Origin of the sequence: Mycobacterium sp. (genome assembly GCF_049585075.1) — a bacterium.
Classification (GTDB): domain Bacteria; phylum Actinomycetota; class Actinomycetes; order Mycobacteriales; family Mycobacteriaceae; genus Mycobacterium.
Genome location: NZ_JBAUZA010000216.1, coordinates 17,905 through 29,806 on the forward strand (window position 1 = coordinate 17,905; position 11,902 = coordinate 29,806).

The 11,902-nt window shown below is 64.4% G+C and carries 12 protein-coding genes; 5 read left to right on the forward strand and 7 right to left on the reverse strand.

Annotated elements, in window-relative coordinates:
* Positions 1-40 precede the first annotated feature (40 nt).
* Genes WB785_RS10590 through WB785_RS10600 form a run of 3 tightly spaced genes read right to left on the reverse strand, consistent with a single transcriptional unit; the run spans position 41 to position 3,281 of the window.
* A complete protein-coding gene (locus WB785_RS10590; protein ID WP_424078984.1) occupies positions 41-1,225 on the reverse strand; it encodes a cytochrome P450 in 1,185 nt (394 codons plus the stop codon).
* The gene (locus WB785_RS10595) at positions 1,222-2,160 is read right to left on the reverse strand and encodes a fumarylacetoacetate hydrolase family protein (protein WP_424078985.1); all 939 of its coding nucleotides are present in this window, start codon (positions 2,158-2,160) and stop codon (positions 1,222-1,224) included. Before WB785_RS10595 ends, WB785_RS10590 begins: the two co-directional genes overlap by 4 nt.
* On the reverse strand, positions 2,157-3,281 hold the full coding sequence (locus WB785_RS10600; protein WP_424078986.1) for a VOC family protein: 1,125 nt from the start codon (positions 3,279-3,281) through the stop codon (positions 2,157-2,159). Before WB785_RS10600 ends, WB785_RS10595 begins: the two co-directional genes overlap by 4 nt.
* Before the next feature lie 272 nt (positions 3,282-3,553).
* Here WB785_RS10600 and WB785_RS10605 point away from each other — a divergent pair, with 272 nt between their 5' ends.
* Positions 3,554-4,156, forward strand: coding sequence for a TetR/AcrR family transcriptional regulator (locus WB785_RS10605; RefSeq protein WP_424078987.1), 603 nt, complete (start codon positions 3,554-3,556; stop codon positions 4,154-4,156).
* Here the strand turns inward: WB785_RS10605 and WB785_RS10610 are convergent.
* The 3 genes from WB785_RS10610 to hisN all read right to left on the reverse strand — a co-directional run bounded on the left by WB785_RS10610 (position 4,149) and on the right by hisN (position 7,656).
* Positions 4,149-5,357, reverse strand: coding sequence for an acyl-CoA dehydrogenase family protein (locus WB785_RS10610; protein WP_424078989.1), 1,209 nt, complete (start codon positions 5,355-5,357; stop codon positions 4,149-4,151). The genes WB785_RS10605 and WB785_RS10610 overlap by 8 nt on opposite strands.
* Before the next feature lie 29 nt (positions 5,358-5,386).
* Positions 5,387-6,781 (reverse strand): acyl-CoA dehydrogenase family protein, encoded by a 1,395-nt coding sequence (locus tag WB785_RS10615; protein WP_424078991.1) that lies wholly within the window; start codon positions 6,779-6,781, stop codon positions 5,387-5,389.
* An 89-nt stretch (positions 6,782-6,870) separates the two neighbouring features.
* A complete protein-coding gene (gene hisN / locus WB785_RS10620; protein WP_424078992.1) occupies positions 6,871-7,656 on the reverse strand; it encodes a histidinol-phosphatase in 786 nt (261 codons plus the stop codon).
* Positions 7,657-7,679: 23 nt separating this feature from the next.
* On the opposite strand from hisN, the gene WB785_RS10625 reads away from it, so the two are divergent.
* A complete protein-coding gene (locus tag WB785_RS10625) occupies positions 7,680-8,000 on the forward strand; it encodes a hypothetical protein (protein ID WP_424078994.1) in 321 nt (106 codons plus the stop codon).
* 12 nt (positions 8,001-8,012) lie between these two features.
* Here the strand turns inward: WB785_RS10625 and WB785_RS10630 are convergent, their stop codons facing one another.
* The gene (locus WB785_RS10630; RefSeq protein ID WP_424078995.1) at positions 8,013-9,374 is read right to left on the reverse strand and encodes an FAD-dependent oxidoreductase; all 1,362 of its coding nucleotides are present in this window, start codon (positions 9,372-9,374) and stop codon (positions 8,013-8,015) included.
* A 77-nt stretch (positions 9,375-9,451) separates the two neighbouring features.
* On the opposite strand from WB785_RS10630, the gene prfB reads away from it, so the two are divergent.
* From prfB to WB785_RS10645, 3 genes are all read left to right on the forward strand, one after another.
* Entirely contained in the window at positions 9,452-10,567 is a 1,116-nt protein-coding gene (prfB, locus tag WB785_RS10635) for a peptide chain release factor 2 (protein ID WP_424078996.1), read from the forward strand.
* The gene (locus tag WB785_RS10640; protein WP_424078997.1) at positions 10,557-11,498 is read left to right on the forward strand and encodes a mechanosensitive ion channel family protein; all 942 of its coding nucleotides are present in this window, start codon (positions 10,557-10,559) and stop codon (positions 11,496-11,498) included. The genes prfB and WB785_RS10640 overlap by 11 nt, the downstream gene beginning before the upstream one ends.
* Positions 11,495-11,902 (forward strand): hypothetical protein (locus tag WB785_RS10645; protein WP_424078998.1); only part of this gene is annotated, 408 nt, incomplete at its 3' end. The genes WB785_RS10640 and WB785_RS10645, both read left to right, overlap by 4 nt.

The following is an 11,902-nucleotide window of genomic DNA, read 5'->3' on the forward strand; positions in this document are numbered from 1 at the left end:
TACGACGATGAATGCCAGGTGCATCACACTCCTGTTGTGGCTATGCGGGAATCAGCTTGAGCGGCAAACGTTCATGACGGTGAATGACGTTGTTGATCGCCCAAGTCGGTGCGCTGGTGACTTCGATGCGGTCTACCCGCTCGATGAGCGCACGTAGCATGGCGGTCGTTTCCAAGCGCGCCAAGCTCTGGCCGGCGCAGGCGTGCGCGCCCTGCCCGAAGCCGATCTGGCGGCAGGCGTCACGACGGATGTCGAAGACCGCAGGGTTTTCCCACTCGCGTTCGTCGCGGTTGGCCGAGGCGTACATCACCAGGACGCGTGCGCCGGATGGGATGCTGACACCGCCAATTTCAGTCTGCCGGCTCACCCGGCGTGTGAATGCACGCAGTGGTGGCTCGTAGCGAACCACTTCATTGATCGCGTTCGCCATCAGCGCCGGCTCATCTTTGAGCAGCTGCCACTGTTCAGGGTGGCTGGCGAACAAGTACAACGCATTTGAGATCGCACTCATCGTGGTGTCGATCGATGGCGCGAGATAGTCGACCATCAGCGCTGGACACTCGGCATGCGACAGCTTGCCTTGGTCGGCGGCGATCAGCAGTTCATGGGCCATGCTGCCGTCGAGGAAGGTGCGCTCTCGGACGACCCGGCGGGCGAATCGCATCATTCGAAACACGCCGGGCATGGCCTTCATCGCGTGCCGGTTGAGCGGGCCCAGGGCGTCGAAAGTGGCCCCGCCCCATTCGATGAGGTGGTCGCGTTGATCTCGGGGCCAGCCGATGAGGTCGGGGACTATGGCCAGCGGCAGGGCGGCCGCAAGGTCGTTGACGCCATCGATCTCGCCGTTGTTGAGAGCGGCTTCGACGACAGCGGCGGCCATCGTGTCCACGCTGTCGCCGATCGCGCGCAGCGCACGTGGCAATAGCCCATGCGCGAGCAGCTTGCGCCGCCGATCGTGCTCGGCGCCATCGCTGTTGAGCGTCGTGCCCCGCGACAAGCGGTTGGCGATCCGGTTGAGCGCGACGCCGCTTCCCGACAGGAAGGTCGCGTCATCACGGAGTACGGCCTTGCACTCGGCATAGCGGGGCAGCGCGAACACCTTGTGTTTGGTCAACCACACCACCGGGCCGAGGTCTCGCAGCCGCTGATAGTGGGGGTAGGGATTGACGATGGCGTCTACTGAGTAGATGTCTGGCTTGTAGCCGGGCACACGAGCCGTGTTCACGCATACCTCACGGTGTTGCGTTGGGTGCCTAGCTCGATGGCGCCATCGTCGGTAGCAATGGTGGCTTCCACAACGTCGCCGTCCCGTAGATACTTCGGATTGCCGGCCTGGCGTCTGAAGAAGGCTTTCCACTTGACTGCTGGTGGTAGCAACGAGCCAATGATCTCGACCGGCTTCGGCGGTGCGCTCAACGCGGTGCCGACCGGAGTGCCGGTCAGGATCAAGTCACCCGCGGCGAGGTCTTGAAACCGGGCCAGCGACTGCAGGGCTTGCAGTGGCTTGTAGAGCATGTCACCGTCGACCAGCATGTCTTGGCGCAGTTCACCGTTCACGCGCAGGCGCAGTCGCAGATCGCCAAAGCGCTTGAGGTCGCCACCGTCGAGCAGCACCAGCGCCGGCCCCGCCGGTGTGAAGGTGGGGTAGGACTTTGCCTCGTAGAACTGCGTCTGCGGCAACTGGATATCCCGCGCGGAGACGTCATTGGTGACGACCAATCCGGCGATGCAGTCGGACAGGTTTGACTCGGAAATGGTCGCACCGACGGGAATGTCGCGACCGACGACCAGGCCGATCTCGACCTCATAGTCGAGGAATCGGACATGCGTTGGTTTGACGATGTCATCGGTCGGCCCGGCGATCGACGCCGACGACTTGCGGAAGAAGGTCAGCGGGATGGTCTTTGGATTCATGCCGGCGTCCTTGACGTGCGAAGCGTAATTGGTCATCTGAGCCACCACCCGGCACGGCTTGGTCACGGGCGAGACCAACTGAAGACTGCCGACCGGCACGGTTTCGCTGCTGTGGGCAGCGGCCTCGATCGCGGCGCGGTCGGCGAGCAACTCCGCGGTGGTGGTTGCGCTGGTGGTGATCTTGGCTGCACCGGTCGGGGTTTGCACCCACCAGGCGTCGACGGTGCGAAGGACTGCGATGGTCATGATCTGGCTACTTTCATCAGGCCGATGAGCCGGCGGACATCGAATTCGTTGTCGCCACGCAGTCCGCTCAGCATCGAGTGCGCTTCGTGGCGAATGAATTTGGGGCTGATGCCGAGGAAGTCGTTGGTCGCCCGTGGTCCCCACTGGGCGAGCCCCGATGCGGTCAATGGCGCCCAGCCCGGTTCGAGTGTGCAGTCGAACATGTCGCCGTCGGCGAAGTGCTCGACGAGGAAGCCGTCCGGGTCACGCCAGTAGTCAAAAATCTGGCTGCCTTGAATGTGGCGTCCGATACCCCAAGACCGTTGATAACCATGATCTTTCAGATACTCACCGCCGGCGGCCAGCGCGTCGAGATCGCACACCTGATACGCCGAATGCAGGTAGCGGTTCGTCGGGCCAAGCCCTAGCGCCACGGTGTGGTGGTCGACGGGAGTCGGGCCGCGGTCGCAGCGAATGAAGCTGAATGTCGGTCCGCGGTCACGCTGGCCGGGGAAGAACTGGAAGTCGCTGACGATCATGCCGAGGTTGTCCAGGTACCAGTTCAGCGTTTTGGTGTAACTGGTGCTCTGCAGCACCACGTGCCCGAGCCGTTGCACCGTCGTCGGCGTCCGCGGCGGGCGCTGGGTCGCGTTGACCCGGTTGAGGTCCTCGCCGAAGTTGAAGGTGTGCGGCGTCTGGGCGGGCAGCGCGTCGAGCCGGTGCATGCCCGCCACGACGTGCACCGGGACGCCGCTCGGATCGACGAGATCGACGGTCATTCCACCGAGCGGTTCCGGCAACGGTCGCATCCTGGTGCCGGTCGCGTCGGCCAACCGCAGCAGATCTGCCTCGTCATGAGCCGTGAACGCCATGCCTCGGAAGCGGGTGGTTTCCCCGCGGCGGATGAGCACGCACGGCGCACCAGGGTCCGTGCCGCGTAGCTGCAACTCGCTACCGGTACGGAGCACGGTTGCGAAACCGAAGGCGTGCGCGAATGCCTCCGCCCGAGTCAAGTCAGGCTTTTCGAATTCCAGCCAGGCGATGTCATGAACCTTGATCACCGGATTGCGTGATCGGCCCGGATGCTCGCCCTTACCGGCGCCGTGCTCGCTGTGTAGGTCTTGGTGTGCGGTTTTGGTCATGGGATCACCTCAGCTGGGGGAGTCGACAAGGTGGGGTCGCAGCCGCGTTAGCGCGAGCGTTGAGCCCGACCGGTCCGCCGCTACGGCAATCAGCACGGGAACCTGCTCGTGGGCCAATGCGCCCCGGCCGTCGCTCCTGGTGCTGCTCATGAAAGTATTGAACACTAATGTTCAATATAGATCAAGAGCGTATCGTGAAAAGCTTTCGAGGTCTGGATAGAACATAGGTGTACTATCTAGCGCAGGCCGCCGAAACGACCAAGGACGCGCACATGACCACACCGACGGATCAGCGGATCAGTGAGGCCGCGATCCGACTGTTCGTTGAAAAGGGCACGACCCAGCTGACCGTCAGTGAATTGGCCCAGGCGGCGAACGTGGCTCGCGGCACGCTCTATCGCAATGTCGGGTCGATGACCGACCTGTTCGACCGCGTCGTCGCCGAGTTCAGTGCAGATCTGCATCAGCGAGTCTCGGCGAGCTTTGCCGGTATCGGCGACCCTGCGGCGCGGCTGGCCACCGGCCTACGGTTGTGGATCCGCTACGCCTACGAGAACCCAACCATTGGTCGGTTCGCGGTCAGGTTCGGATTGTCGGAGGAGTCATTGCGTGCCGTGATGACCGGACCGCCGATGCGCGACATCAACGCCGGTGTGGCCACCGGTCGATATGACCTCGGCTCGCTGAGCGTCGACAGCATCGCGTCGATGGTTCTTGGTGCCACCGTCAGCGCGATGTGGATGGTGCTCGAGGGCCATCAGACCTGGCGTGAAGCCGGGTCGGCGACCGCCGAGCTTGTGTTGCGCGCCATGGGAATTGAGCCCGCCGAGGCGCGAGAAATCTCAATGACCGAGCTACCGCGCCTGGCTACTTGAGTTCTGACGACGATAGGCCCAGCAGGCGGCGGGCGACCACCAGCTGCTGAATCTGCTGGGTGCCCTCGAAGATGTCCATGATCTTCGAGTCACGGGCCCACTTCTCCAGCAGCGCCTCCTCGGAATAGCCTGTGGTGCCGGCTAATTCGACGGCTTTGAGCGTGATGTCGCTGCCCACCCGGCCGGCCTTGGCTTTGGCCATCGACGCTTCTTTGGAGTTGGGGATCTTGTTGTCGGCCTGCCATGCTGCGCGCAGCGTCAGCTGATAGCTGGCCTCCCAGTCGGCCTCCATCCGCAGGAACTCGGCCGCTGGTGCGCTTTGCGCATGTGACGGCTTGTCATAGGAGATTTCGACTCCAGCGTTGGTCAGGATCTTGCGCAGCTCTTCCAGTGTGGCGCGGGCGATTCCGACGGCCATCGCAGCGACGACTGGGCGGGTGTTGTCGAAGGTTTCCATCACCCCGGCGAACCCCTTGCCGGGTTCGATCTCAGGGTTGCCCAGCAGATTGTCTTTCGGGATGCGGGCGTTGTCGACCCGGATGACGGCCGTGTCGGAGCCCTTGATGCCGAGCTTGTTCTCCAGCCGCTCGACGGTAACGCCGGGGTGTTCGCGCGGCACGATGAACGACTTGATCGCCGGGCGGCCCTTGGACTTGTCCAGCGTCGCCCACACCACGATGTGCGTGGCGCGCGAACCCGCTGTGACGAAGATCTTTTCGCCGTTGATAACGTATTCGTCGCCGTCGAGCTTGGCGGTGGTGGACACCGCCGCCGAATCGGACCCGAATCCTGGTTCGGTGATGGCCATCGCGGCCCAGACTTGGCCGAGTCGTTGTAACTGCTCGTCGGTGGCCACAGCCGACACTGCCGCGTTCCCCAAGCCCTGGTAGGGGATTGACAGCAGCATCGCCGCATCGCCCCAACTGGCCTCCAGCGCTTGCAGCGCGGCAGCCATGTTGGCGCCGTTGTGGTTTTCCTCGGTGCCTTCGCCGGCGCGAATACCGCCGGCACCGGCCATATCCAGGGTGTTCGACTCGGCGGCTCCGGCGAACAGGTTGGCCAGTGTGTCGAGCTCGACCGGGTAGGCGTGTTCGTTGAGGTCGTACTTGCGGGCGATCGGTCGCATCATCTCCGCGGCGCCCTGATGTGCCTTGTCGATCACCGCGTGCATCTTGCGGGGCAGTTCCAAATTGATTGCCATGATTGGTCTTTCGTTAGTGACGTGCGGAGCTAGATGACGACAACGCCCTCGGCGACACCGATGGCCCGCAGGTCGCGGTACCAACGCTCGACCGGGTGTTCTTTGGTGTAGCCGTGGCCGCCGAGCAGCTGCACGCCGTCCAGGCCGATCTGCATGCCCTTGTCGGCGCCGAGCCGCTTGGCCAGTGCGGCTTCGCGGGTGAACGGCAGGCCTTGTTCGGCGCGGGCCGCGCCACGCCAGGTGATCAACCGCAGCCCGTCAAGTTCGATGGCGATGTTGGCGCACATGAACGCAACCGACTGCCGTCGTGCAATGGGCTCGCCGAAGGCTTCGCGTTCCTTCACGTAGGGGACGACGTAGTCGAGCACGGCGTGCGACGTCCCGACCGCCAGCGCCGCCCAGCCAAGCCGCGACAGCGCGATGGCCTCGGAATAGTCATCATCGGTGGCGCGGTCCTCGCCCAGCCGTGCGCTCACCGGCACCGACACGTTGTCCAGCTCTACCCGGCCCAGTGCGGCGGCGCGAATGCCCATGCTCGGTTCGGGTTTGACGGTCAAGCCGTTGCTCGACGACTCGACGATGAACAACGCGGGCTTGCCGTTGAGTTGCGCTGCAACGACAAACAGCTCGGCGTTGGCCGCCGCTGGGACAAGTGATTTGACGCCGTCGAGCCGATAGCCGCTCGGCGTGCGCACTGCTGTGGTCTTCAGCGCGGTGGGGTCGAAGAGCGGCTGGGGCTCGGCAATGGCCACGCACGCCTGCGGCACGTTCTCGCCCGCGAATTCCTTGAGGTAGGTGGCCTGCTGGTCGGCGCTGCCCCAATGGGTCAGCGCGGCGGCGACGCCCGCCGGGGCCAGGATCGGCAGGGCCAGCCCCATGTCGCCGTAGGCCAGCGCCTCGGCGACCAGGACGTTGGTGACGCTGGAGCGGTGTTCGGCGATGCCGTCGAAATCCTCGGGAACGTTGACGGCGGTGATCCCCAGCTCCGCCGCCTTGGCGACCAGGTCCGGGGGATAGGTGGTTGCTTCGTCGGCGTCGTGGGCGGCGGGACGCAGGATCTCTTCGGCGAATTCCTCGACGGTCTCGACGATGAGCTTCTGGTCCTCGTCGGGCGTCAGGTCGTAGTAGTCCTTACCGCTGGTCTTCAGGCGAGTCGGTCCGCCGCGAAGGCTCTGAACCCGCTTGAACTGACGGGTGGTGGCCCCGGCAGTGGAGAACATCGTCTTGACGCCGTAGCGCAGCGTCCGGTTGAGCGGATCGCGCAGGTTGTACTTGTCCAGGAACTCCTGGCCGACGATGGGCGTAAGCAGGCCCAGCGCGACGTCGATACCGGTTCGCTTGTGCTTGTACTCGCCGACGGCGGTTTTCCGGCCGTGTTTCCGGTGCGGCTTCGAGCCGTTTCGGGTGGCGACAGTGTCTGTCATGGGAGCAGCTTCCGTCGTTGGAGCAATGCGAATACCGGCTATCTTACTCCGGAGTAAGGTAGTTGCGCCTGTTAAGTACTTCACACCGGCTACCCGGCCGAAAGCCTGCCCAATACCTCGTCGTGCAGCAGCCCGTTAGTCGCCACCGCGCTGCCGCCGTGCGGCCCGACGGCACCGTTAAGGCTGGTGAACGCCCCGCCGGCCTCGCGGACCAGGATGTCCAGCGGCGCCAGATCCCACACCGACACTTCCGGCTCGGCGGCGACGTCGATGGCCCCCTCGGCCACCAGGCAGTAGGACAGGAAGTCGCCGTAGCCGCGCACCCGCCACACCGCATCGGTCAGCTCGATAAACCGTTCCCGTAAGCCCAGTTGGGCCCAGCCGGACAGGCTGGAGAACGACAAGCTGGCCGAATTGAGTTGCGACACTGAGGAAACCGAGAGCCGCCGAGCCGGGGTATCGCCGACGGCGGCGAACGCGCCTGCGCCGCTGGCGGCCCACCATCGGCGCTGCACCGCGGGCGCGCTGACCACCCCGACACAGGGCACGCCGTCGTCGAGCAAGGCGATCAGGCTGGCCCACACCGGCACGCCCCGCACGAAGTTCTTGGTGCCGTCGATCGGGTCGATGATCCACTGCCGTCCGGCCCAAGCCGTTGACCCGCCGAACTCTTCGCCGAGAATGCTGTCGTCCGGCCGGACCCGCGCGAGCGTCTCACGTAGACCGGTTTCGACCGCGCGATCCGCATCGGTCACCGGCGTCAGGTCGGGTTTCGTGTCGACCTGCAGGTCCAGCGCCCCGAAGCGAGCCAGCGTCACCGCGTCGGCATGGTCGGCAAGCGCCAATGCCACCGCGAGGTCGTCGGGGCGCGTCATGTAGGCAGTCCTACCATGGCGTCGTGTGGGAATTCCTCACCGTGCTGTTGCTGGTCGCGATGCTCGCGGTGTTCCTGGCTCCGCGGTTGATGCGTCGCGGTCCAAGCGGGGACGTGCTCAGCGGCACGCTGTTGATCACCGGTGTCAGCCCGCGGCCCGACGCCGACGGCGAGCAGTACGTCACGATCACCGGTGTCATCGACGGGCCAACGCTCAACGAGTACACCGTCTATCAACGCATGGTCGTCAATGTGGACAACTGGCCGACGATCGGCGATCTAAAGCCGGTGGTGTACTCGCAGCGAAATCCCGACAACTGGGCTTTCGCGCCGGCCGACAGCTAGCTCAAGTGCGGTTCAGCCGTGGCTGATTTTCAGCAGTTTGGCCAGGCTGGGCAGTTTGACGCGCGGCCGTCCGTGCGGCTCTCCAGCCGATCGCTCATGCTCGTCGATCAGCTTCCAATGCGCGTCGGTAATCAGCTTCGGCTGCCGTGACGCCAGCCACTCGGCGATTTTGTCGGCATGGTCGGCGGGGAAATCCGCTAGCTCGGTTGTGCCGGTCAAATCGCCGATCAGCGTGTCGACGGTGTCCTGGGAGTCCTTCTTATTGGTGCCGATCACACCGCTCGGCCCGCGCTTGATCCAGCCGACGACATACTCGTTGCGGCGGCCCTCGACCCGTCCGTTGTTATGCGGGATGGTCGCGCTTTTTTCGTCGAACGGCAGACCCGGAGTGGGCACACCGCGATACCCGACCGACCGCACGACCAGCTGAACCGGCAGCTCCTCACGGTCGCCGGTGTCCTTGGCCGCGACCCGCCCGTTCTCGTCGGTGACCAGCTCGTTCCGGCCCAGCACAATGCTCTCCACTTTGTCGTCACCGTTGATTTCGATCGGCGAGGTCAGGAACCGAAACACCATCCGCCGGTTGCCTGGATGCGGCTCGTTTCCCGCATAGCCGCGCAACACCTTGATGTTCTGCTTGCATACCTTGCCCGCCGCCTCGAGGTCCTCGTCGGTAATGCCTTCGAGGTCGGCGGGGTCAACGATCACGTCAAGGCCTTCGAGGTCGGCCAATTCTCGCAGCTCCAACGTCGTGAACGCGGATTGCAGCGGGCCGCGACGGCCGATGATCACCACTTCTTCCACGCCGCACGGGCGCAGCGATTCCAGCGCGTGGTCGGCGATATCGGTTTCGGCCAGCGCGTCGGGGTCGGTGACGAGAATGCGCGCGACGTCGAGTGCGACATTGCCGTTGCCGACGACGACGGCTCGGGCGCCAGACAGGTCCGGCGTCGTCTGCTCGAAGTGCGGGTGGGCGTTGTACCAGCCCACGAAGTCGACCGCGGCGACGCTACCCTCCAGGTCTTCGCCGGGAATGTTCAACGACCGATCCGACTGGGTCCCGACCGCATAGATCACCGCGTCGTAGCGTTCGGCGAGTTCAGCGGCTTCGACGTGTTCACCAACAGAGATGTTGCCGAAGAAGCGGAAACGCGGGTCCTCGGAGGTCTTCTCGAACTGCTTGCTGATCGACTTGATCTTCGGGTGGTCGGGCGCAACGCCGGAGCGCACCAGACCCCATGGGGTCGGCAGCATTTCCAGCATGTCGACATTGACTTCAATGTCCTCGGCGGAGTCGGCAGCTTTCAGCAGCGACGCCGCCGCGAAGAACCCGGATGGACCAGAACCGACAATCGCGACGTGGAAAGGACGCATACCACCTGATGCTAAACGCCACGGCCAAGTCGATGCTGGTCGCACCGCACGCCGCCACGCCGGTAACGTGATCAGCTGTGGAACCCGACCGCCAGGCCGACATCGCCGCCCTTGACTCCACCCTGACCACGGTGGAGCGGGTGCTCGATGTCGACGGTCTGCGCAGCCGCATCGACAAGCTCGAGCATGAAGCGTCCGATCCCAACCTGTGGGATGACCAAGCCCGGGCGCAGCGGGTGACCAGTGAGCTTTCCCACACCCAGGGCGAGTTGCGTCGCGTCGAAGACCTGCGCCGCCGTCTCGACGATCTGCCGGTGCTCTACGAGCTGGCCGCCGAAGAGGGCGGCGCTGCCGCGGCCGAGGCGCAGGCCGAAGCCGATGCCGAACTCAAAGCGCTAAGTGCCGACGTCGAAGCCATGGAGGTCCGCACCTTGCTCTCGGGCGAATACGACGAGCGGGAGGCGCTCGTCACGATTCGCTCCGGCGCGGGCGGCGTCGATGCCGCCGACTGGGCCGAGATGCTGATGCGGATGTATATCCGGTGGGCTGAGCAGCACAAGTACCCCGTCGAAGTGTTCGACACCTCTTATGCCGAGGAGGCGGGGATCAAAAGCGCGACCTTCGCCGTGCATGCTCCGTTCGCCTACGGCACCCTTTCCGTCGAACAGGGCACGCACCGGCTGGTGCGGATCAGTCCATTCGACAACCAGAGCCGACGCCAGACATCGTTCGCCGAAGTCGAGGTGCTGCCGGTGGTGGAGACCACTGACCACATCGACATACCCGAGGGCGATATCCGCGTCGACGTCTACCGCTCCAGCGGCCCCGGCGGCCAATCGGTGAACACCACGGACTCCGCGGTTCGACTCACCCACATCCCGACCGGTATCGTCGTGACTTGTCAGAACGAGAAATCGCAGCTTCAGAACAAAGTGGCCGCGATGCGAGTTCTTCAAGCAAAGTTGTTGGAACGCAAGCGATTAGAAGAACGCGCCGAACTCGATGCCTTGAAAGGGGACGGCGGCAGCTCCTGGGGTAACCAGATGCGGTCCTACGTACTGCACCCGTATCAGATGGTCAAAGACCTGCGTACGGAGTACGAGGTGGGAAATCCGACTGCCGTTCTCGACGGAGACATCGATGGGTTCCTGGAAGCGGGAATCCGGTGGCGCAACAGAAAAGATGACGACTGATAACCACGTTCTCTCGATAACAGCCGCCCCGCCGTGGGACGTCTGGCAGGGCCATCTCCGCGATTGGTTGCTGACCAGCGGGTTACATATCGTGCTGCTGCTCATTGGGGCAGTGCTCGCGGCGCGGTTCGTCAACTGGGTCGCCCAGAAGGTGACCCAGCGGCTTGACGAAGGGTTCATCGAAAGCGACGCGCTGGTCCGCTCGGAAGCCGCCAAGCATCGCGCGACTATCGCATCGCTGATCTCGTGGGTGACCGTGGTGCTGATCGCCATCTTGGTCGCCGTGCAGCTAGCCGACATTCTCAACGTCTCAGTACGCGGATTTGTGGCGCCTGCGACGGTGATCGGGGCTGCGCTGGGTTTCGGCGCCCAACAGCTGGTGAAAGACCTGCTGTCCGGGTTCTTCATCATCCTCGAGAAGCAGTACGGCTTCGGCGATCTGGTCACGCTCACTGTCGTTTCGACGACTGAAGCCAGCGGCACCGTCGAGAATGTGACACTGCGCGTGACTCGGCTGCGTTCCTCGGATGGCGAGTTGTTCACGATCCCGAACGGCCAGATCGTGAAAACGGTGAACCTTTCCAAAGATTGGGCGCGCGCTGTCGTCGACATCCCGGTGCAGGCCAGCGCCGACCTGAGCGTCATCAACGACACGTTGCGCCAGGCGTGCGAGCATGCGCTCGACGACAAGCTGTTGGGCGAGTTGCTGCTGGATGCGCCCACGTTGATGGGCGTGGAAAGCATCGCCGTTGACGTTGTCACTTTGCGCTTGGTGGCGCGCACGTTGCCCGGCAAGCAATTCGAGGCCGGACGACGACTGCGGGCGCTGGTGGTCCGTGCTCTTGCCCGCGTCGGCGTTGATACGCCGAGTAACACACCGGTGACGGTGGGAGCGGTCGCCGAGGACCAGCCGCAGGGGTCTAGCCGTTGACGAATTTCCTACTGAGCCGGCTGCGAAGGCACGATGACGTGCAACGCGCCTGGCCCGGATATCTCTTCGGCGGACATATGCGGACGTCCACCTTCGTGCTCATCGTTGCCTTCGCCGCAGCGTGGTTCGTCTACAACGACCACCGCGAGTCCATGCGATCCTCGACGCCTACGCAGGTACCGGCCACCCAGGTGGTGCCGCCCGGCTTCGTTCCTGATCCGAACTACACCTGGGTGCCGCGCAGCCGCGTTCAGCAACCGCCCACGACGGTGACGGTGACGCAGACGCCGACAACCACGCCTCCGCCGCCGACGACAACGGCCACCACGCCGCCGCTGTTGCCGCCAATCGTCTTGCCGCCGCCGTTCGGTCCGTCCCCCGCTACGACGGCGCCCGCACCACCC